This is a genomic window from Pseudomonas sp. SWRI68 (assembly GCF_014269165.1).
Taxonomy (GTDB): Bacteria; Pseudomonadota; Gammaproteobacteria; order Pseudomonadales; family Pseudomonadaceae; genus Aquipseudomonas; species Aquipseudomonas capeferrum.
This window is the reverse complement of sequence record NZ_JABWRU010000016.1, coordinates 47,964-69,885: the sequence shown is the minus strand read 5'-3', so window position 1 is coordinate 69,885 and position 21,922 is coordinate 47,964. Positions and strand designations below refer to the sequence as shown.

The 21,922-nt window shown below is 63.0% G+C and carries 17 protein-coding genes; 7 read left to right on the top strand and 10 right to left on the bottom strand.

Going from position 1 to position 21,922, the window contains the following annotated elements; all coding sequences use genetic code 11:
• The first annotated feature begins 28 nt into the window (after positions 1-28).
• The 3 genes from gshA (at position 29) to HU770_RS20265 (ending at position 7,487) form a co-directional block, all read left to right on the top strand.
• Entirely contained in the window at positions 29-1,606 is a 1,578-nt protein-coding gene (gene gshA, locus HU770_RS20275) for a glutamate--cysteine ligase (protein WP_186665185.1), read from the top strand.
• Positions 1,606-2,241 carry a TetR/AcrR family transcriptional regulator gene (locus tag HU770_RS20270; RefSeq protein ID WP_095064969.1) on the top strand — a complete coding sequence of 212 codons (636 nt, stop codon included), beginning with the start codon at positions 1,606-1,608 and terminating at the stop codon, positions 2,239-2,241. Before gshA ends, HU770_RS20270 begins: the two co-directional genes overlap by 1 nt.
• An 86-nt stretch (positions 2,242-2,327) precedes the next feature.
• The gene (locus HU770_RS20265; protein ID WP_186665183.1) at positions 2,328-7,487 is read left to right on the top strand and encodes a DUF6543 domain-containing protein; all 5,160 of its coding nucleotides are present in this window, start codon (positions 2,328-2,330) and stop codon (positions 7,485-7,487) included.
• 78 nt (positions 7,488-7,565) lie between these two features.
• On the opposite strand, the gene HU770_RS20260 is transcribed toward HU770_RS20265, so the two are convergent.
• The 8 genes from HU770_RS20260 to HU770_RS20225 form a co-directional block, all read right to left on the bottom strand.
• Entirely contained in the window at positions 7,566-7,781 is a 216-nt protein-coding gene (locus HU770_RS20260) for a molybdopterin-binding protein (RefSeq protein ID WP_008095172.1), read from the bottom strand.
• Positions 7,782-7,825: 44 nt separating this feature from the next.
• The gene (gene ssuB / locus HU770_RS20255) at positions 7,826-8,638 is read right to left on the bottom strand and encodes an aliphatic sulfonates ABC transporter ATP-binding protein (RefSeq protein ID WP_186660451.1); all 813 of its coding nucleotides are present in this window, start codon (positions 8,636-8,638) and stop codon (positions 7,826-7,828) included.
• Positions 8,635-9,432: an aliphatic sulfonate ABC transporter permease SsuC gene (gene ssuC / locus HU770_RS20250; protein WP_033703241.1), complete on the bottom strand. Its 798-nt coding sequence runs from the start codon at positions 9,430-9,432 to the stop codon at positions 8,635-8,637. The genes ssuB and ssuC overlap by 4 nt, the downstream gene beginning before the upstream one ends.
• Positions 9,433-9,442: 10 nt before the next feature.
• Entirely contained in the window at positions 9,443-10,591 is a 1,149-nt protein-coding gene (gene ssuD / locus HU770_RS20245; RefSeq protein WP_186665181.1) for an FMNH2-dependent alkanesulfonate monooxygenase, read from the bottom strand.
• 60 nt (positions 10,592-10,651) lie between these two features.
• Positions 10,652-11,617 (bottom strand): sulfonate ABC transporter substrate-binding protein, encoded by a 966-nt coding sequence (locus HU770_RS20240; protein WP_186665179.1) that lies wholly within the window; start codon positions 11,615-11,617, stop codon positions 10,652-10,654.
• Between the two features lie 84 nt (positions 11,618-11,701).
• Positions 11,702-12,295 carry an NADPH-dependent FMN reductase gene (ssuE, locus tag HU770_RS20235; RefSeq protein WP_186660457.1) on the bottom strand — a complete coding sequence of 198 codons (594 nt, stop codon included), beginning with the start codon at positions 12,293-12,295 and terminating at the stop codon, positions 11,702-11,704.
• Positions 12,296-12,515: 220 nt separating this feature from the next.
• Positions 12,516-13,154, bottom strand: coding sequence for a peroxiredoxin (locus HU770_RS20230; protein WP_033703245.1), 639 nt, complete (start codon positions 13,152-13,154; stop codon positions 12,516-12,518).
• A gap of 165 nt (positions 13,155-13,319) precedes the next feature.
• Complete coding sequence (locus HU770_RS20225) at positions 13,320-14,648, bottom strand: OprD family porin (protein WP_033703246.1); 1,329 nt, start codon at positions 14,646-14,648, stop codon at positions 13,320-13,322.
• A gap of 514 nt (positions 14,649-15,162) precedes the next feature.
• Between HU770_RS20225 and tauA the strand changes: the two genes are divergently transcribed.
• Genes tauA through tauD form a run of 4 tightly spaced genes read left to right on the top strand, consistent with a single transcriptional unit; the run spans position 15,163 to position 18,649 of the window.
• Entirely contained in the window at positions 15,163-16,134 is a 972-nt protein-coding gene (tauA, locus tag HU770_RS20220) for a taurine ABC transporter substrate-binding protein (protein WP_033703247.1), read from the top strand.
• 13 nt (positions 16,135-16,147) lie between these two features.
• Complete coding sequence (gene tauB / locus HU770_RS20215) at positions 16,148-16,936, top strand: taurine ABC transporter ATP-binding subunit (RefSeq protein WP_186660459.1); 789 nt, start codon at positions 16,148-16,150, stop codon at positions 16,934-16,936.
• Positions 16,933-17,772: a taurine ABC transporter permease TauC gene (gene tauC, locus HU770_RS20210; protein ID WP_186665177.1), complete on the top strand. Its 840-nt coding sequence runs from the start codon at positions 16,933-16,935 to the stop codon at positions 17,770-17,772. The genes tauB and tauC overlap by 4 nt, the downstream gene beginning before the upstream one ends.
• 43 nt (positions 17,773-17,815) lie before the next feature.
• On the top strand, positions 17,816-18,649 hold the full coding sequence (gene tauD / locus HU770_RS20205; RefSeq protein WP_186665175.1) for a taurine dioxygenase: 834 nt from the start codon (positions 17,816-17,818) through the stop codon (positions 18,647-18,649).
• Positions 18,650-18,770: 121 nt separating this feature from the next.
• Here the strand turns inward: tauD and betT are convergent, their stop codons facing one another.
• Positions 18,771-20,732 (bottom strand): choline transporter BetT, encoded by a 1,962-nt coding sequence (gene betT / locus HU770_RS20200; protein WP_167334472.1) that lies wholly within the window; start codon positions 20,730-20,732, stop codon positions 18,771-18,773.
• A gap of 250 nt (positions 20,733-20,982) precedes the next feature.
• Positions 20,983-21,915, bottom strand: a complete 933-nt coding sequence (gene epsC, locus HU770_RS20195) for a serine O-acetyltransferase EpsC (protein ID WP_186660461.1) — start codon at positions 21,913-21,915, stop codon at positions 20,983-20,985.
• Positions 21,916-21,922: the final 7 nt, after the last annotated feature.

The following is a 21,922-nucleotide window of genomic DNA, read 5'->3' as shown; positions in this document are numbered from 1 at the left end:
GGGCGACTGACGCGTGAAGGAATCCATCTTGAGCGACCTCCTCAACCGCCGCCTGAGCCTGCTCGGCGCCAATCTTCCCCTGCTCAAGCAGTGCCTGCACGGTATTGAGCGAGAATGCCTGCGCGTGACCGATGAAGGTCGCCTGGCCCAGACCCCGCACCCGGAAGCGTTGGGTTCGGCGCTGACCAATGAGCAGATCACTACCGATTATTCCGAGTCGCTGCTGGAGTTCATCACCCCGGCCCTCGCAGACCCGGCCCAGGTGTTGGAGAACCTCGAAGAGATCCACCGCTTCGTTTACACCAAGCTGGGTGACGAATACCTGTGGAGCCCGTCGATGCCCTGTGCGTTGCCGGCCGAGGAAGACATCCCGATCGCCGAATACGGCAGCTCCAACATCGGCAAGCTCAAGCACGTGTACCGCAAAGGCCTGGCCCTGCGCTACGGCCGCACCATGCAGTGCATCGCGGGCATCCATTACAACTTCTCGCTGCCAGAGACGCTGTGGCCCTTGCTGCGCGCAAGTGAAGGCAGCGAAGAAGACGCGCGCGACTATCAGTCGTCGGCCTACATCGCGCTGATCCGCAACTTCCGCCGCTACAGCTGGCTGCTGATGTACCTGTTCGGCGCCTCGCCGACACTGGACAAAGGCTTCCTGCGTGGCCGCCCGCACCAACTCGAAGAGCTGGACGCCGAAACCCTGTTCCTGCCCTACGCCACCAGCCTGCGCATGAGTGACCTGGGTTACCAGAGCAACGCCCAGGCCGGCCTCACGCCCTGCTACAACAACCTGGCCAGCTACACCGACAGCCTGCGCAAGGCGGTGGGCACGCCCTACCCGCCCTACGTCGAGGTCGGTACCCACGTGGATGGCGAGTGGGTGCAACTGAACACCAACATCCTGCAGATCGAGAACGAGTACTACTCGAACATCCGCCCCAAGCGCGTCACCTACACCGGCGAGCGGCCGATCCAGGCCCTGACCTCCCGTGGCGTGCAGTACGTCGAAGTGCGCTGCCTGGACATCAACCCGTTCCTGCCCGTCGGCATCGACCTGCCCGAGGCGCGTTTCCTCGATGCATTCCTGCTGTTCTGCGCGCTTGAAGAAAGCCCGCAACTGGACAACGGCGAGTGCGGCCAGTGCACCAGCAACTTCCTGACCGTGGTCAAGGAAGGTCGCCGCCCTGGCCTGCAACTGCAGCGCGATGGCCAACCGATCGGTCTGCAGGCGTGGGCCGGCGAACTGATCACGCGCATTCGCGCGCTGGCCGACCTGCTCGACCAGGCACACGGCAGTGACGAGCACGCCAAGGCACTGGATGCCCAACAGGCCAAGGTCGACGACGCTTCGCTGACCCCATCGGCCCAAGTACTGGCGCGCATGACCGAACACGACGAGAGCTTTATCCAGTTCTCGCTGCGCCAGAGCCGTGTCCATGCCGAGAGCTTGCGCGAACAACCGTTGAGCAGCGCGCGCCAGCAGGCCTTCGAAACGCTCGCCCGCGAGTCCCTGGCCAAGCAGAGCGAGCTTGAACAGACCGAAGTCGGCGACTTCGACCTGTTCGTCGGTGCCTACCAGGCCAGCATCCTGGCGATCAGCAACTGATGAGCCGCACCGCCTCCCTTCGCAAGCCGCGCGCCAGCAGCCAGGCCAGGATCGAAGCGATCCTGGCGGCGGCTCGCGAGCTTCTGGCAGAGCAAGGGGTCGCGGGGCTGTCGATCTACAGCGTTGCCGAACGGGCACAAATCCCGCCTTCGTCGGTGTATCACTTCTTCGCCAGCGTGCCCGCCTTGCTCGAGGCGTTGACCGCCGATGTGCATCGGGCCTTTCGCGAAGCCCTAAGCGCCCCCATCGACAGCGCTGCGTTCAATACCTGGCACCAACTGTCACGGCTGATCGAGCAGCGCATGCTCGACATCTACAACGAAGACGCCGCAGCGCGCCAACTGATCCTTGCCCAGCATGGCCTGAGCGAAGTGGTGCAGGCTGACCGCCAGCACGACATGGAGCTGGGCGAGCTGATGCACAGGCTGTTCGACCAGCACTTCCAGCTGCCGACAATGCCGACTGATGTGGATGTGTTTGCCTTGGCCATGGAATTGAGCGACCGGGTGTATGCCCGCTCGATGCAGCTGCATGAACAGATCACCCCGCGTATGGCCGAGGAAGGCATGCGGGTATTCGAAGCGTATCTGGGGCTCTACCTGCCACCGTTCCTGGGAAAACGCCACACACACTGAACGAGCAACATGTAACGCAGTTCGCCTCCGATCGAACGTTGAAATGGGCGCTCCTCTCCAGCACTCAGCCAACGTGGATCACGACCATGCCTCATTCTTTCGACTTGTCAGCCGACACCACGCCCATCGGCCTGGACGACTTCGCCAGCCCCCTGCCCCTGCCCACCACCCCCTGGATTATCGCCGGACGCGGTAATGCCCTCGGCAAGGCCGACCTGCGACGACGCCAGGCGGTCAAGGCACTGAATAGCGTGTTCAACCAGGCGCAGCTGCAGCCTTCACCTGGGCACGCCAGCTACTGGGACGCACGTATGCCCGGGCAGTCGATAGCACGCAGGGCCTTTGCCGAGCAGCAGTTGCACGCGCATTTCCAGAGCGCGCTGGAGCTCAACTACGGGTTTGACCGAATCGCAACGAAGGCCTGGAAGCTGGGCCAGCTGGACAGCAGCAGCCGGTATGCGCAACTGCACTGGCATCAGCCAGGCATCCCCGTAGGGGCCTGCCCCACTGCGCTACTGATCACGCCCCCTGGCGATGACGAGCCCTGGCTGCTGTACCGGCCCGACGGCCACAACCCGGTACGCGCCTTCCACAGCGAAGCGGCCCTGCTGCAGTGGGCCCACGAGCATCGGGACCGCCTGTGGCGCACCCCGCCCACCGCGCTGGCCAGCGACAGCGACAGCACGTTCATCGCCGTCATCGCGCTCCCGGGTGATGGCTTCGCCGGCCTGCTCAACAGCCTGCTGACCGGCCAGGGCATGCAACTGCAGGTCGAGCTGCCCGACGCATTGAGCGAGGAGCTGGCTCGGCTGGTCAGTGCCGATGAAGCGTTGGCGGAGGACGAGGTGCATTTCGATTCACTCGACGAACGCTTGCCACTCGGCTGGCGCAAGCAGCGCATCGACCGCCAGGAACAGCTGCTGGCCGCCTACCTGGGCAGCGATACCGGGCCAGGCTCTGCACGCCTGGCGGAGCTGCAGGCCCAGCAAGCCAAGCTCGATGCCCAGGACGCCCTACTGCAACAAGTGCTGGCTGCGCTTCCCGAGTCGCCCACGCCGGAAACCTGGGGGCAAATGTACGGCGAAAACAGTAGGTTCGAACACCTCAGCCAGCACTTTGCAAAGGCCTTGCTGCTGGAGGCCGAGTTCCAACAACACTTGGGGGACCTGAGCGAATCGCGCCTGCAATGGGTTCGCCAACTGGTGGAGCGGCCAAACCCCAGCCTGCAACGGCAGGTCGTGCCCAGCGCTCTGAAACTGGTGGTAGGCCCTCGCAGTTGGGCCCTGACGGGCTTCATCACCCTCCGGGCGATACCCCAGGACGCCACGGGTGAAGCAGACAGCGCCTTGCTGCTCTACAAACCCGGGCACGACGGTGGCCTGGCCTGTTACCCGGACCAGGCCCAACTGGCCGAACGACTGCTGAACACGTTGCAGGGCGCCTGGCCAGAAGTGCTGCTGGAAAGCGTCTGGCCGCAGGACATCGATGCGCTCCTTGAGCTGATCGACAGCGGCGAGCACATACCAGCCCTGATCAGCGAACCCATCACCACCCACGCTTTCGATTACCTGGCCTCGACCCACGTGGCCCTGCTGACCCAGGCCGCCCCCTCGTCGCGCCTGCAACTGCGCTGGAAACTGGGCGCCAGCAACAACGCCGCCAGGATCCAGGCGTTCGAACGGCTGGCCGAGCGTAACCGCACTGCCAACCTGCACACCCGCCTGCATTCACTGAGCCACCTTGATGCGCCCCAGCGCGAGGCACTGGCGGCGCAGTTCGACGCATTGCGCGTCAGCATGCTGGCTGCCAGCGGCTTACTGGCGAGGGACCTGCCTGAGCGCGGGGCGTTTTCACGCAACCTGATGAACGGGCACCTGCGCCAGTCACTCGGCCTGACGACGCTGCCCCAAGTCACCCTGGACATCGCCGACCGCACAGGCAAGCAGCGTATTCCGCTGCCGGAGTCCGGCTTCGCCAATGCCTACAAAGAGGTTACGACGTTCAGTGCCGAACGTAGCCACGTGCCCCTTGAGCAATTTCTGCTGTGGGCATTGGACGACGACCTGACCTTGCGCCTGGCCAACGCCAACATCGTAATCGAAGACACGACGGCGACGCCTGACCTGCAACAAAAGCTCAACCACAGCTACATTGCCACCCTGGTGCAGACACTGGATGTGGCTGGCGCCTACGAGCAGCAGATACGCGATACCTTCAAGGGCAACGCGGAGCAATCCGACTGGCAGGCACAATGGCGCCAGGAAACGCTCCGCGGGCCCTTCGAGCACCAGTTGAAGATCCTGCTGTTGAGCCGGCCCGATACCCTGGATGCACACGGCATGGAGGTATTCGAGCTGTTCTGCCGCGAACAGCAGGGCACCACGCTTACCCGCACCATCGATCACCATGCACTCGACCTGCGGCCTGGCGTAGCTGCGGACGGTAGCAGCGACCGCGTGACGCTTTCAGACATCTTCCTGCTCAAGCCGGCGAGCGGGCCGTGCCTGCTGTTGCTACCCGATGCCCCCAACGGCAAGGTCATCAGCCAGTACGAAAACAGCGAGCAGGCATGCCAGGCGCTGGAGGACATGGCCATCGACGAGGCCATGCGCACCTACCTCGCCAGCCGCCCGCTGGAAGGCGACACACGCACGCACCTGTCCTATATCAACCAGGCGCTGCTAAAGCGGTTCACCGGTTTCATCGGCGTGGGTAATGCCCGTTCAGAGCCGATCGCCCAGGTGCGAGCCAACCTGCAGATGGGCCGGCTGATCCTCGAACACCGCGCCTCGTCGCGCAGCCAGGTCGACCTGTACCTGGAAAGCGAAGCGATGCGCCACGGGCGGGTATACGACTACCTCAAACTGGCGCTGGGCTTCGTGCCCGGCGTAGGTACCGCGATTGCCCTCTACGATGGCTGGAGCGCCGCCAATGCCAGCGTCGAGGCATTTCTGCGGAGTGACCCTGGCGAGGGGGTCGAGCACCTGAACAGCGTGTTCCTGTCGTTGGTCGATGCGCTCTTCGATGTGGTGCCTGCCGCCTCTGTGTCGCGCTCGTCCACTGCACTTGCACGCACCCGCACCCACTTGCGCCAGCGCCTCGAAGGGTTGCGGCCCACCACCGTGACCCGCCGGGGGCGCACCGACCCCTTCAGCGGTTATGAAACCGAAGCGCCCTCGGGCCACTGGCGCGACCACCCCGAGGTTCACGGCAAGGGTGTCAACCGGCATGCCGAGACCGGCAACGACTTCATCGTCAGACAGGGGCTGCACTATCAGGTCGAGTGGGACGCGACCTATCGCACCTGGCGCCTCAAGGGCAGCGCAGCACGCAGCTACAAGCAGCCTGTGAAGCTCGACGAGCTGGGCTCCTGGCAGCCCCACGGCAGCCTGAGCGGGCGTATCGTCGACGGTGGGCTGGCAGGCGGTGGCGCCTACCTCGGCAGGCTGTACCAGCAGGGCTGGCAGCACCTGCGCGGCTACCTTGGCCAGCAGCCCGCGTTGCTATCGCCTAGGCAGGTGGTGCAAGACATCGAAAATGGCCGCGTTGCACACCAAGCCCGTCTCACCGAAAAAGTCTCGGCCTGGAACACCGCACGCGGAGTTGGCCCCAATGGCCCTCAAGGCACACCGGCGCCGTTGCCCGCCATCAGGCAGGCGCTACAGGAGTCCATCGAGCAATTGGAAGCCTTCGTGACATTTCATGAGCAAAGCCTGGAGCGACTGCACAGAATCAAGCCACAGCTGGGTCGCCACTACCAAGGCATGCACAACCAAATGGCCTATAACCTGGGCAGGCAGCACCCCACCTTGATCGTACAACTCAATCTGCGGATGCAGGATGAATACACCCGGATCAAACAGCTCGAACAAGCCTTGGACGCCGCCAGCGACAACTCCTTTGAGCTCCTGCGGCAGATGAGGGGTGCTCAGGAGCGCTTCTGCCACACACTCGGCAAGCTGGAATACGAATTCCATCGAGTGGCAAGGGTCACCCAAAAACTGCGCGGCAATGAGCTCACCGTTTACCAACAAACACTCGATAAACTGCAGATGCCGATGCACCCTCATGAGTACCGAACCGTAAGACTGGCCATCGAACTGAGCCACATCGTCCCGCTGCCAAGCCGGCCAAGCTATGACTACCTGTTGATGCAACGTCAGGTGAGGCAGGAAATCACCGACCTGAGGAGCCTGTTGTTCAGCCATCAAGATCTGGCGACTGCGGGCCTGAGCCGCACCCAGGAGCACCGCTTCCTGCGCCAGCTCAAAGACCGCTATCAGCGCTTTGGCAACTACATGACCAGTTGGCAGGACGACTTCCCTGATTACATCACACCGCAAAGCACCCAGCGAATGCGCCATTCGTTGGCCCAACTGATCGCCGAAGTCGAGGCAGGCATCGACGCCTCAGCCCCCATCACGCGAAAGCCAAACCGTCATCGCGGGCCGAGCAGGCCCCGTCTGTTCGAAACCGTGGACCAACAGTTGTTGATAGGCAGTGAGATCACCATCGACGGCCAGCCGCAGATGCAGGTCAGCAACAGACTGAACCAGGAAACACACATCACCTTCACCCGTACCGCCGATAACTTGTGGCAACCCAGAAGTGTGCAGCCTGCCGCGGCCGCAGCCGACCTGATGGTACTGGTGGCCGCCGCGCGCAAGCGATTGGGCAATGTCGCCGCGCAGCAAGCCAAGCTACAGCAGTACAAGGCCCTGAACATGGCCCCTGCCAGCCTGCAAGACCTGGCCATTGGTTATGCCACGACGCTGGAGGACCTGGCGCGGGACATCGCCCGCCGGGGAGGGAGCGCGCTGACCGAGGCTCAGCGCCAGCTTACAGGCAGTGTCGAACAGGCTGCAGGCGAATTGCGCAGGGTGGGTCGGCAATTGCGCATCGACCAGACCAAAGCCACACAGCGCCCTGAGCCTGGTCATCTGGATTACCTGCAAAGCCAAGGTGAGGTGCGGATCGGTTGGTCACGCGTGCTGGAGCCGGCCAAGAACAGGCAGGGCCAAGCTATCGAGTATCTGGAGGAGTACCGCATCGACGATGCGGCCACTAGCAGCCCTCTGTGGTATGCGCACTTCCACTTCAAGCGCAGGCCAGCACAAGGCTTTGCACGGCTCGAGGCCGGTCACATCAAGCTTGCCCACGAACGCAATCTGGGCGCGGGCGCCTGGCGCGGCGCCCTCACGGAAAGCCAGGCCAACAAACTGTTTGGCGGGTTGCGACCCGCTTAGGGCTAAAGGGTACGGGCCGCCTGGCGGCCCATTCGCGGATCAAGCCCGCGACTGGGTCGCACAGCGCCGCCACTGCCATTACAGCTTGGCGATGGACACTTCGGTGGATTTGACGAACGCGATCACTTCACTGCCCACCTGCAGCTCCAACTCTTTGACCGAGCGGGTGGTGATCACCGAAGTGACGATGCCGGAGGCAGTCTGTACGTCGATTTCCGACAGTACCGGGCCTTCGAGGATTTCCTTCACGGTGCCTTTGAACTGGTTGCGGACGTTGATGGCTTTGATAGTCATGGCTTGATTCCTTCTCTTCGGCTTCAGTGAGGTAAGTGGGTCATTCAGTGCGCCCAACGCAGTTGCGTGGGCAAAGGGGCTACAGGGTCCGGCTCGGGCGCAGTGCCCGGTACCGACAGAACACGGTTGAGCACTTCGCTTTCCAGCGCCGCCAGGCGGTGCGAACCCCGCGCCCTTGGCCGGGCCAGGTCAACAGTGAGGTCGAGTCCGACCTCGCCGTCTTCGATCAAAATCACCCGGTCAGCCACGGCAACCGCTTCGCTGACATCGTGGGTAACCAGCAACACGGTAAAACCGTGCTGACGCCAGAGGCGTTCGATCAGTTGCTGCATCTCGATACGGGTCAGCGCATCCAGGGCTCCCAGCGGCTCATCGAGCAGCAACAGGCGAGGCTGGTGGATCAGTGCCCGGGCCAGCGCTACACGCTGCTTCTGGCCGCCGGAAAGTGCCGCCGGCCATTCATTGGCGCGGTCAGCCAGGCCAACCGCCTCCAATGCGTCCAGCGCACGCGGGCGCCAGTTGCCAGACAGGCCCAGGCCGACGTTGTCGATCACCTTCTTCCACGGCAGCAGCCGAGCGTCCTGGAACATCAGCCGCGTTTCCTCGCGGGCTTCGGCCAACGGCGCAGCACCGGCCAGCAGTTGACCGGCGCTTGGCTGGTCGAGCCCGGCCAGCAAGCGCAACAAGGTGCTCTTGCCGCAGCCGCTGCGGCCGACGATGGCGACGAACTGGCCGGCCGGGATGTGCAGGTCGATGCCTTTGAGCACTTCACGCTGGCCAAAGGTCTTGCGCAGGCCGTTGGATGCCAGGGGGATGCCACGCAGCAGGCGTGGCGGCTGTTCCTTGAGCACGGTCATGCGCCCTCCTTCCTGGCAACTTGATAAGCCGGGTGCCAGCGCAGCCAGACGCGCTCCAGGCCGCGGGCGGCGAGGTCGGCCAACTTGCCAAGCACGGCGTACAGAACGATGGCCAAAACCACCACGTCGGTCTGCAGGAACTCACGGGCGTTCATCGCCAGGTAACCGATGCCGGCATTGGCCGAAATGGTTTCTGCCACGATCAGGGTCAGCCACATGAAGCCCAGGGCAAAGCGCACGCCGACCAGAATCGAGGGCAGCGCACCGGGCAAGATCACCTGGCGGAACAGGCCGAAACCGGACAGGCCATAGCTGCGCGCCATCTCCACCAGCGCCGGGTCAACGTTGCGGATACCGTGGTAGGTGTTGAGGTAGATCGGAAACAGCGTGCCCAGGGCGACCAGGAAGATCTTTGCCGACTCGTCGATACCGAACCACAGGATCACCAGTGGGATCAGCGCCAGGTGCGGCACGTTGCGGATCATCTGCACCGAGCTGTCGAGCAGGCGTTCGCCCCAGTTCGACAGGCCAGTGATAAAGCCCAGCACCAGGCCGATGCTGCCGCCAATGACGAAACCAAGCCCGGCACGCCAGCCACTGATAGCCAGGTGGGTCCAGATCTCGCCGCTGCGCACCAGCTCGACACCCGCGCTGACCACCGCGCTGGGTGCCGGCAGGATGCGGGTCGACAGCCAGCCCGCGCTGACCGCCAACTGCCAGGCTGCCAGCAGCAGTACCGGCAGGGCCCACGGCGCCAGGCGCTGAGCCAGGGTGGAAGAAGTTGCACGACTCATGGTCCGGCCCTCAGCTCTGCGACACGGACTTGGGCAGGATGTCGTTGGCCACCATCTCGCCGAACGGGCTCACGTAACCACCGGCTTTCGGTTGCTCCGGGCGCTGCACGTCGAGATGCGGGAACAACAGCTCGGCCACGCGGTAGGACTCTTCCAGGTGTGGGTAACCCGAGAAGATGAACGTATCGATGCCCAGCTCGGCGTATTCCTTGACCCGGGCCGCCACGGTCGGGCCATCGCCGACCAACGCAGTACCGGCACCACCACGCACCAGGCCGACACCCGCCCACAGGTTGGGGCTGACTTCCAGGTTGTCGCGATTGCCGCCATGCAGGGCTGCCATGCGCTGCTGGCCAACCGAATCGAAGCGCGCCAGCGAGGCCTGGGCACGGGCGATGGTGTCATCGTCCAGGTGCGAAATCAGGCGGTCGGCTGCGGCCCAGGCTTCTTCGTTGGTTTCACGCACGATCACGTGCAGGCGGATGCCAAAGCGTACTTCACGGCCTTGAGCGGCAGCCTTTTCGCGCACCTGGGCGATTTTTTCAGCCACGGCGGCAGGTGGCTCGCCCCAGGTCAGGTACAGCTCGACCTGTTCGGCAGCCAGGTCCTGGGCCGCTTCGGACGAACCACCGAAATACAGCGGCGGGCGTGGTTGCTGAATCGGCGGGTACAGCAGCTTGGCACCCTTTACCTGAATGTGCTTGCCGTCGTAATCGACGCTTTCGCCTTCCAGCACCTTGCGCCAGATGCGAGTGAACTCGACCGAGGCTTCGTAGCGTTCTTCATGGCTCAGGTGCAGGCCGTCACCGGCCAGTTCGTCCGGGTCGCCCCCGGTCACCAGGTTGAACAGTGCACGGCCATTGGACAAGCGGTCCAGGGTCGCGGCCTGGCGCGCCGCCACGGTCGGCGAAATGATGCCGGGGCGCAGGGCAACCAGGAATTTCAGATGCTGGGTCACTGGAATCAGCGACGCTGCCACCAGCCAGGAATCCTCGCAAGAACGCCCGGTAGGGATCAGCACCCCACCAAAACCGAGGCGGTCGGCAGCTTGGGCAATCTGCTGCAGGTAGCCATGGTCGACTGCGCGCGCGCCGTCGGACGTGCCCAGGTACTTGCCGTCACCATGGGTCGGGAGGAACCAGAAAATGTTAAGGCTCATTGGAGTTGTCTCCTCAAGGGTGGCTCAAGCCGGAGCGGCGCCCCGGCGCAGGCAAATCAATCAAGGCGCACTGGCGACCTTGGCCGGGGGTGTCCAGATCACGTCCTTGATGCTCAGCGGCTTGGGAATAAGCTTGAGTGCCTGGAATGTGTCGGCGATCTTCTGTTGTGCGGCCACCACCTCAGGGGTGAGCGGCGCGGCGCCGTAGCCTTGGCGCTTGACCGAGGTCAGGGTGATGTCGGCAGGCAGCCCCAGCAGCGATGCGACCTGGTCGGTGACCTCCTGCGGGTTGGCCTGGGACCACTCGCCCACAGCGCGCACTTGCTCGATCAAGGTGCTGATCACAGCCGGGTGCCGAGTGGCGTAGTCACGGGTGGCGAGGTAGAACTGATGGTTGTCGACCAGGCCCTTGCCGTCACGCAGGGTGCGTGCCTGCAGCTGCTGCTCGGCGGCAGCCTGGTAAGGGTCCCAGATTACCCAGGCATCGACGCTGCCGCGCTCGAACGCAGCACGGGCATCGGCTGGAGGCAGGTAGACCGGTTGGATGTCGCTGTACTTGAGGCCGGCGTCTTCCAGCGCACGCACCAGCAGGTAGTGAACGTTCGAGCCCTTGTTAAGCGCGACCTTCTTGCCTTTGAGTTCTTTCACCGACTGGATCGGCGAACCCTTGGCTACCAGGATCGCTTCGCTGTGCGGCGCAGGCGGCTCGTAGGCGACATAGAGCAGGTCGGCACCGGCGGCCTGGGCGAACACGGGCGGTGTTTCGCCGGTGACGCCGAAGTCGATGGAGCCGACGTTCAGCCCTTCGAGCAGCTGCGGGCCACCGGGGAATTCGGTCCATTGCACGTGCACGCCCTGTTCGGCCAGGCGCTTCTCCAGCGTGCCCTTGGCCTTGAGCAGCACCAGTGTGCCGTATTTCTGGTAACCGATGCGCAGGCTCTCGGCCTGGGCTTGGGTGATGGCGCCGAAGGACACAGCCGCCGCAAACAGGGCGACCAGACCACGACGCAAGAAGACTGTGCGCATGGCGCTCTCCTGTGCGAATAGGGTTCGGGTTGCACCTGCTGGCCTCGTTGACGGGCGAGTAAGGTGGTACAGCAGTAAGGCGGGTCAGATGCTCCAGCGGGCGCTGATCAGCCGTTCATTCAATACACCGGGCGCTACCGGCCGCGGCCGACGAGCCAGGGCAACGTGGAACGTTTCCAGCGAGTCATGCAGACGTTCTTGCAGGGCGCTCGCCAGCTGGGCTGGCTTGCTGCCTTCTGCGTAGGCGACCTGGCTGTCGTCGGCGAAGATCCCTTGCAGGGTCTCTTGCGCCTTGAGTGCCGAAAGCACCGGTTTCAACGCGTAATCCACCGCCAGCATGTGTGCGATGCTGCCGCCGGTGGCAATTGGCAACACGATCTTGTGCTCCAAGGCGCGTTCGGGCAGCAGGTCGAGCAACGTCTTCAGCGCACCGGCAAACGAGGCCTTGTACACCGGGGTGGCGACGATCAGGCCATCGGCTTGAGCCACCAGTTGCTGAAAGTGCTGCACCTGCGGGCTGTCGAAGCGTGCATGCAGCAGGTCTTCGGCGGGGAAGTCACGGACCTGGAACGTCACCACTTCAACGCCGCGGTCCTGCAGCCACTGGCGCGAGCGCTCGAGCAGCACGCCAGAGCGTGAACGGGTACCAGGGCTACCACCGATTGAGACGACCAGCATTGCAGCGCTTCCTTGTGTTCTGTTGGAGTGACATTAACAGCCTGCTTATATATCTAGAAATCATATTTTTTCATTTGTTTATTCCTTATTGTTATTTATAGGGTTTGCGGTTTTGAGGCTGCTCTGCGGCCCCAAGCTGCACAAATCCCAGGCAAAAAAAAGGGCCGTCGAAACGGCCCGAAAAACCCTGCATGGCTAAGAGCAATACAACGAGGATCCTTTAACGATTAGGCTGCGGCGTCAGGCGCAGGTAGGGCTTCACCGCTCGATACCCTTTGGGGAAGCGCTGCTTGATCTCTTCCTCATCTTTGAGCGAAGGCACGATCACCACTTCGTCACCGTCCTGCCAGTTACCTGGCGTGGCGACCTTGTAGTTGTCGGTCAGCTGCAGCGAATCGATCACCCGCAAGATTTCGTTGAAGTTGCGCCCGGTACTGGCCGGGTAGGTAATGGTCAGGCGCACCTTCTTGTTCGGGTCGATGACGAACAGCGAGCGCACGGTCAGGGTGTCGTTCGCATTCGGGTGGATCAAATCGTACAGGTCGGAAACCTTGCGGTCGGCGTCGGCGATGATCGGGAAGTTGACCACGGTGTTCTGGGTCTCGTTGATGTCATCGATCCACTTGTGGTGCGAGTCGACCGGGTCCACCGACAGCGCGATGGCCTTGACCCCACGCTTGGCGAAGTCGTCCTTGAGCTTGGCGGTCAGGCCCAGTTCGGTGGTGCACACCGGGGTGAAGTCGGCCGGGTGAGAGAACAGCACACCCCAACTGTTGCCGAGCCACTCATGAAAACGGATCTTGCCTTCACTGGAATCCTGTTCGAAATCGGGGGCGATATCGCCGAGTTTGAGGCTCATGGGGTGCGGCTCCTGTGCTGTGTTCTGGCCTGGTGAAATTCAATGTGCCTGCATTCGGTTAAAAACAAAAAGAATAAATACTGATTTATTTATAACCTAATAGCATACGAAATCGCAGACACAAAAAAGCCTCGCACTAGGCGAGGCTCCTTGTTCAGCTACGGCTTACAGGAAGTTGTAAGTGTAGTTGAAGATCAGACGGGTCTGATCCTGGTCAGCCAGGGAGCTGGTGCCAGTACCACGGTAGACACCGTGACGCAGGCTGGCGCCCAGGCCCTTGAAGGTGCCTTCCTGGATGACGTAGTCGACGCGGGCGTCACGTTCCCATTCACTGAAGGTACCGTTGCCGTTGGCGTTCTTGCCGTCTTCACCTTTCAGGTAGGAGACCGAGGCTTTCAGGCCTGGCACGCCCAGACGCGCGAAGTCATACGAGTACTGACCGAAGGTGGTGTTTTCACCGGCCTTGGCGAACTGGTTGATCATGCTGTCGGTGAACAGGTAGAAGCTCGAACCACCGGCGCCTTCGTTGCGGCCATTGCCGTCAACCACGTTGCCTTGGTTCAGCCAGACGAAGCCACCGTCGTCATTGACGCGCTGGTGGCCCAGCATCAATGCATGGCCACCCAGGGTGTAGGTGAACATGGCGGTCCAGGTCTTGTTGTCGACCTCGCCAGCGTTCTTGGCATAACCGCCGTTGTTGCTGAAGCGGTAGCCGGCTTCACCGTTCTTGCCGTCGCTGCTGCTGTCGAAGTAGCGCAGGTCGGTCTTGAACGACTGGTCGTCAGCGATCTTGAACACGTGGGTCGCGCCCAGGAAGTGCTGCTTGTAGAAGTCTTCCAGGTTCGAGTAGTAGTACTGCAGGGTCAGGTCTGGAGTGAGCTTGTAGTCCAGGCCGCCGTAGCGGAACTTGTTGCTGTCCTGGGTAGCGCCCGCCACGGACAGGCCGGTACGGTTGCTCGAAGCACGGCCCATGGCGTGGGTCAGCTGACCGGCATTGACGGTCAGGTTGTCGATTTCCTTCGACTGGATGGTGCCACCCTCGAAGGTCTGCGGCAGCAGACGACCATCGTTGGCAACCAGGATCGGCAGGTTCGGCGCCAGGGCGCTTCCGTAGTGAACCTCGGTCTTGGAGAAGCGAGCCTTGGCGTTACCGCCCACGCGCGCCCACTGGCTCACAGCAGAGCCGTCGGTATCGCTGGGGAAGAAGCTGCTGTTGTCAGGGTGCTTGCCGCGGCCGCCATCCAGGTGAATCCCCCACAGGGCCTGGACATCGACGCCGAAACCAACGGTGCCTTCGGTGAAACCGGACAGGTAGTCGAGCTTGAAGCCCTGACCAGACTCGCGGTTGTCAGCACCGCCGTCACGGTTGTCGTTGTTGAAGTACATGGTGCGCGAGCTGAGCGACAGTTTGCTGTCTTCAACGAAACCGGCAGCGCCTGCTTGTTGGGCGAGAACCCCCAGTGCCACGGCCAGAGCCAGGCTGGACTTGTACATGTTTTGCTCCTCTACGTTCTAATTCTTGTGTATCTCTGGCGGCGGGATCTGCTGCCCTGCTCACCGTGGATTGGCGATTTAGTCCCAAAGCGTGACCATAAAGTCAATCGTTTCTAAACGTTTCGCGACTTTGGTCTAAGGCCACCTGCGCTACAGGATAATGACAATCCTATAAATCCAAAATGACCGTTTTATGAATTTGTAAGATTATTCCGGAATATATTAGGAACCTTTACTACCATTTGTTGTAGCCAGGCGTATCAATCATAACTTTCAGTTATTTGCAAACGTTTGCTCATAACCTAATTCCAGCCGGGTCTAAGGGGCAAAGAGCCTAGCAGTCCTCTCGGTTTTCGCCATTGAGACAGGTCACCGGCGATTCCCTGCTCTTGCCGCTCCTGCCTTACAGCAATTGGCTCCTAAGCTAATTCTAAAAAGTTATTTATTTTCTATTTTTTAGATCATTTAGTCTTCTCGCCATCCATCACATCGATTGCCTGACGAGAGGTTCACCATGATCCCGCACGCTCCGCTGCGCCTGTTCGCCGCCCTGACTCTCGCCAGCACCAGCTGGTTGGCCCAGGCTGCTGACCTGACCGTGGCTTACCAGACCACAGTCGACCCGGCCAAAGTGGCCCAGGTTGATGGCGACTACGAAAAAGCCAGCAAGGCCAGCATCGACTGGCGCAAATTCGACAACGGCGCCGATGTGATCACCGCCGTGGCCAGCGGTGACGTGCAAATTGGCTACCTCGGCTCCAGCCCCCTGGCCGCCGCCGCCACCCGCAAGCTGCCGGTCGAAACCTTCCTGATCGCCACCCAGATTGGTGCTGGCGAAGCGCTGGTGGCGCGCGACACCATCAAGACGCCACAAGACCTGATCGGCAAGAAAGTCGCCGTGCCCTTCGTCTCCACCGGCCACTACAGCCTGTTGGCGGCGCTCAAGGCGTGGAACATCGACCCCACCAAGGTGCAGATCCTCAACCTCGCACCACCGGCCATCATTGCGGCCTGGAAGCGCGGTGACATCGACGCCACCTACGTCTGGGACCCGGCCCTGGGCGTGGCCAAGGAAAACGGCAAAGTGCTGATCACCTCGGGTGAACTGGCCGCAAAAGGCGCACCTACCTTCGACGCCTGGATCGTGCGCAAGGACTTCGCCGACAAGCACCCCGACGTGGTCAAGGCCTTCGCCAAGGTCACCCTCGACGCCTACGCCGACTACCGCAAAGACCCGCAAGCCTGGCTGGCCGACAAAGACAACGTGGCCAAGCTGGTCAAGCTGTCCGGCGCCAAGGCCAGCGATATCCCGGTACTGCTGGAAGGCAACGTCTACCCCTTGGCCGCAGACCAGGCCAACGCCCTGGGTGCGCCAACCACCAAAGCACTGACCGACACGGCTAACTTCCTCAAGCAGCAAGGCAAGGTCGACGCCGTGCTGCCGGACTACTCGCCGTACGTCAGCGCCAAGTTCCTGCCTAATTGACCCGGAGCCAGCCATGGCCTTGCTTGAACTGGAGCGCATCAGCGCACAGTACCCCGGCGCCAGCACCCCGGTGCTGGCCGACATCAACCTGAGCCTGGGGCCACGCCAACTGCTGGTGGCCTTGGGGCCGTCCGGCAGCGGCAAGACTTCGCTGCTCAACCTGATCGCCGGCTTCGTGGCCCCCAGCGGCGGGCGCATCAGCCTGGACGGCGTGCCGGTCAAAGGCCCAGGCGCCGAACGCGGCGTGGTGTTCCAGGACGACGCCTTGCTGCCCTGGCAGAACGTGCTGGGCAACGTCGCCTTCGGCCTTGAGCTGGCCGGCGTGCCGCGCGCGCAACGTGAAACCAAGGCCCGCGAGATGCTGGCCCTGGTCGACCTGGAAGGGTTCGCCGAGCGGCGCATCTGGCAATTGTCCGGTGGCCAGAAGCAGCGTGTGGGCCTTGCCCGCGCGCTGGCGGCCGACCCACGGGTACTGCTGATGGACGAACCGTTCGGCGCACTCGACGCGTTCACCCGCGAGCAGATGCAAGAGCTGCTGCTGCAGGTCTGGCAGCGCACCGCCAAGCCGGTGTTCCTGATTACTCACGACATCGAAGAAGCCGTATTCCTCGCCAGCGAGCTGGTGTTGCTGGCCCCCAACCCCGGCCGTGTGGTCGAGCGCCTGCAACTGGACTTCGGCCAGCGCTATGCCGCTGGCGAGTCGGCCCGGGCGATCAAGTCCGACCCACGCTTCATCGAAACCCGCGAGCATGTGCTGGCGCGGGTCTTCTCCCAACGCCAAAGCCTGCAGGAGCGCGCATGAGCAGCCTGGACCTGCCGGTCAACGGCAAGCACGATAGCCACACCCGACCTGGCGAAAAGACACGCCGCCCGCTTTCCACCCGCTGGATCAGCACCCTGACCCTGGCCAGCCTGCTGCTGGTCTGGTGGCTGGTGACGGCAGCTGGCTGGATCGAGCCGCTGTTCCTGCCCTCGCCCGGCGACATCCTGGCCAGGGCCTGGACCCTGCTGACCCAAGGCTACATGGATGCCAGCCTGTGGCAGCACCTGGGCGCCAGCCTGGGCCGCATCGGCCTGGCCCTGGTGGCCGCGACCCTGACCGCCATTCCGGTCGGTATCGCCATCGGTTACAACCGCGTGGCGCGGGGCATTCTCGACCCGCTGATCGAGTTCTACCGCCCTATCCCGCCGCTGGCCTATCTGCCGCTCATCGTCATCTGGTGCGGCATTGGCGAGCTGTCGAAAGTGCTGCTGATCTACCTGGCGATCTTCGCCCCGATTGCCATCGCCACCGCTACCGGCGTGCGCACTGTCGACCCGACCAAGCTGCGCGCTGCGCAGTCGCTGGGCGCCAGCAAGGCGCAGTTGATCCGTCACGTGATCCTGCCCAGCGCATTGCCCGACATCCTCACCGGCATCCGTATCGGCCTGGGCGTGGGCTGGTCGACCCTGGTGGCCGCAGAACTGATCGCCGCCACCAGCGGCCTGGGCTTCATGGTGCAGTCGGCGGCGCAGTTCCTGGTCACCGACGTGGTGGTGCTGGGCATCCTGCTGATCGCCCTGATCGCCTTTGCCCTGGAGATGAGCTTGCGCGCCCTGCAACGCAAACTGGTGCCCTGGCACGGGCAAAGCCACTGACCACGCCGGCATTTCGGCGCCCACAGAACAGATCGAGACCGACATGAGCCTGACCATCACCCCTCTCAGCCCGGCGCTCGGCGCGCAGATCAGCGGCGTGGACATCAGCCGCGCTATCACCGCCGAGCAGCGCGATGCCATCGAACAGGCGTTGCTCAAGCATCAGGTGCTGTTTTTCCGCGAGCAACCGCTCAACCCGGAGCAGCAGGCCAGCTTCGCTGCCCGCTTTGGTGACCTGCACATCCACCCGATCTACCCCAACGTGCCCGAAACCCCGCAGGTGCTGGTACTCGACACGGCGGTCACCGACGTGCGCGACAATGCGGTATGGCACACCGACGTGACCTTTCTGCCGACCCCGGCCCTGGGCGCGGTACTCAGCGCCAAGCAGCTGCCGGCGTATGGCGGCGACACCCTGTGGGCCAGTGGTATTGCCGCGCTGGAAGCCTTGTCGGCGCCGTTGCGCGCGATGCTCGACGGGCTCACCGCTACCCACGACTTCACCAAGTCATTCCCGCTCGAACGGTTTGGCACAACGCCCGAACACCTGGCGCGCTGGGAGGCGACACGGCGCAACAACCCGCCGCTGTCGCACCCGGTGATACGCACCCACCCGGTGAGCGGGCGCAAGGCGCTGTTCGTCAACGAGGGGTTCACCACGCGCATCAACGCGTTGAACGAGTATGAAAGCGAAGCGTTGCTCAAGCTGCTGTTCGCCCATGCGACACGGCCGGAGTTCAGCATTCGCTGGCGCTGGCAGGAAAATGATGTGGCGTTCTGGGACAACCGCGTGACCCAGCATTTTGCGGTGGATGATTACCGGCCTGAGCGGCGGGTGATGCACCGGGCGACGATCCTGGGGGATGCGCCGTTCTGAAAATTGATGGGGCCTGCACCGGCCTCTTCGCGGGGCAAGTCGGATCGCCGCACCGCCGCTCCCACAAGTACCCCGCTGCTCTCAGGCATTGTGCGGAATCTGTGGGAGCGGCCGTTAGGGTCTAGCGGACCAGGTGCAGGTACTGCATGTGCCGCTCGTACTGGTCGAGGATGTCGTTGATGATCTGCTCCTTGCTGTAGCCCACCAGGTCGTAGTTCTGGCTGCCTTCGCTCAGGTGCACCTCCGCCCGGTAATAGCGGCGGTTTTTCAACTCCTGCGTACCCAGCCCACCCAATGCAAACGACGGCGTGAAATAGCCACGCATCTGCACCTGGTAGATGAACGGTTGCTCCTCACCATGGCCGATCTTCAGGCTGACGTTGTCATGGCTGGGGTCGTCCTGGGTAATCAGCACCAGGCCCTTCTGCTCGAACACTTCACGCACATCGGCAATCGCCGGGCGCACCACGTCGTCCATGAAGCGGTACACCTCATCACGCGACGGAAAGTGCACCGCCTGGCTCAGGCGCTGGCGCCAGCCACCACGCCCGCGGCGTGACTGGGCGAACGGGGCCAGCGAATGCATCTGCGCGATCTGCCGCTGGGACTCCAGGTAGAACGCCTTGTGCAGCCCCCACATCATGCACAGCAAGATCAGCGAGAACGGCAGCGAGGTCAGCACCACCGCCGACTTCAGCGAATCGATGCTGCCGGCAAACAGCAGCGCGCTGGTGATCAGCGCGGTCATCGCACCCCAGAAGATCCGCAACCAGTTAGGCCCGTCTTCATCCGGGTCACCGCCCTTGGCCGACAAGGTCGACAACACCACGGTGCCCGAGTCGGCCGAAGTGACGAAGAACACGAAACTGATGAACACCGTCGTCGCGATCACCGCCTTGCTCCAGGGATACGTTTCCAGCAGCAGGTACAGGCTCATCGACGGGTTATCCAGGGCAGACTGGCCAAGCGCGGTCATGCCGTGGTTGATGACCTGGTCCAGGGCGCTGTTGCCGAAGATCGACATCCACGCCAGGGTGAAGCCCAGGGGGATCAGCAACACGCCGAAGACGAATTCGCGGATGGTGCGGCCACGCGAGATGCGCGCAATGAACAAGCCCACGAAGGGCGCCCAGGCAATCCACCAGGCCCAGTAGAACACCGTCCAGCCGCCCAGCCAGTCGCGGTTTTCACCGTAGGCATAGACGTCGAAGCTCTTGCGTGGCAAGGCGCCGAGGTAATCACCCAGGTTTTGGATCAGCGTATTGAACAGGTGCTGGGTGGGGCCGGCGAACAGCACGAACAGCAGCAGGGCGCAGGCCAGGAACAGGTTGATGTCGCTCATCACCCGCACGCCCTTCTCCACCCCGGCGACCGCCACGGCCACCGCCGCCCCCATCATCAAGGTGATCAGGGCCACCTGCACCCACTGGCTGTGGCTGATACCGAACAGGTAGTCGAGGCCGGCGTTCAGGTGCAACACGCCAAAGCCCATGTCGGCGCCCAGGCCAAACACCGTGGCAATGATGCCGAAGCCGTCCACCGCGTAGCCGATCGGCCCGTTGATACGTTTGCCGATCAGCGGGTACAGCGCCGAGCGCAGGGCCAGTGGCAGGTTATGCCGGTAGGCGAAGTAGGCCAGTGCCATGCCGACGAAGGCAAACACACCCCAGCCGTGCAGGCCCCAGTGCAGGAACAGGATCTGCATCGCCTGGCGCCCGGCCTCTGCCGTGCCCGCTTCGCCCTGGGGCGGCTGCAGCATGTGGGTCAGGGGTTCGGACACGCAGAAGAAGAACAGCGTGATGCTGATGCCGGCGGCAAACAGCATGCCGGCCCAGGACAGGTAGCTGAACTCGGGTTCGTCGTGGTCGGCACCGAGTTTGATCTTGCCGTAGCCGGACAAGGCGGTGACCACCACGAAGACCAGGTACAGCGTCATCGCCAGCATGTAGTACCAGCCGACCGTGTTGGCCGCCCAGTTCTGCGCCGCCAGCAACCAGTCGCCGGCAGCTTGAGGGTTGATGATGACCACCAAGCCGAAGAGAAGGATGAAGCTTGCCGCGAAATAGAACACCGGGGGGTTCATGCGGATCTTGCCATTGGCAAGGGATGGGTTCGGTGCACTCATCGGGCATGCACCTCGTCGAGTGACGAAAGGTTCGGAATGAACGGGTTCAGCAAAGGAATCCTCCTGTTGAACACCGGCAGCGGACCAGCGTTTATCATTGAACAAGCGTTCAAGTTAAACATGGATCGGGATTTGATGCGAACCGCGGTGCTGATCGGCACATGGCAGGCCCGGCCCTTTCGCGGGGCCAGGCTGCAAATAGCTTAGGTCAGTTCTTGTCCTGGCAATCGAGCTGCAGGTTCGCCTGGGTAATGTTGCTCTCGGCCGGCACGCTGCGGGTCAGCCACACGTTACCGCCAATGGTCGAGCCCTTGCCGATGGTAATGCGCCCCAGGATCGTCGCCCCCGCATAGATCACCACATCGTCCTCGACGATGGGGTGGCGCGGCAGGCCTTTGTGCAGCGTTCCCGACTCATCGCTGGGGAAGCGCTTGGCGCCCAGGGTCACGGCCTGGTAGATACGCACACGCTCGCCGATGATGGCCGTCTCGCCAATCACCACCCCGGTGCCATGGTCGATGAAGAAGCTCGGCCCGATCTGCGCCCCGGGGTGGATGTCGATACCGGTTGCCGAATGCGCCAGCTCCGAACTGATACGGGCCAGCAGCGGCAGGCCCGCCTGGTACAGATGGTGCGCCAAACGGTGATGGATGATCGCCAGAATGCCGGGGTAGCACAGCAGCACTTCGTCAACACTGCGCGCCGCCGGGTCGCCGTGGTAGGCGGCCAGCACGTCGGTGTCGAGCAGCACGCGCAAGTTGGGCAACGCCGCGGCAAAGGCCTGGATCAGGCGCAGGGCCTGGGCATCGACGGCTGCCAGGTCGCCCTGGCTGTGCCGGGCGGCGTAGCGCAGCTCCAGGCGGGCCTGGGCCAGTAACGCGGTCAAGGCGGCGTCCAGGGTGTGGCCTACGTAGAAATCCTCGCTCTCTTCACGCAGGTCGACCGGCCCCAGCCGCATGGGGAACAGCGCCCCGCACAACTGTTCGAGGACTTGCCGCATGGCCTCGCGAGAAGGCAGTTCGCGCCCACCCTGCTCGCCAATGCTGCGGCCATTGCGGCTGCGCCACTGCTCGCGGGCGCTGCGCAAACCACTGACGATGCTGTGCAGCTGCCAATGGGCGGATGTTGGTTGTTCGCTCACGGTGTTC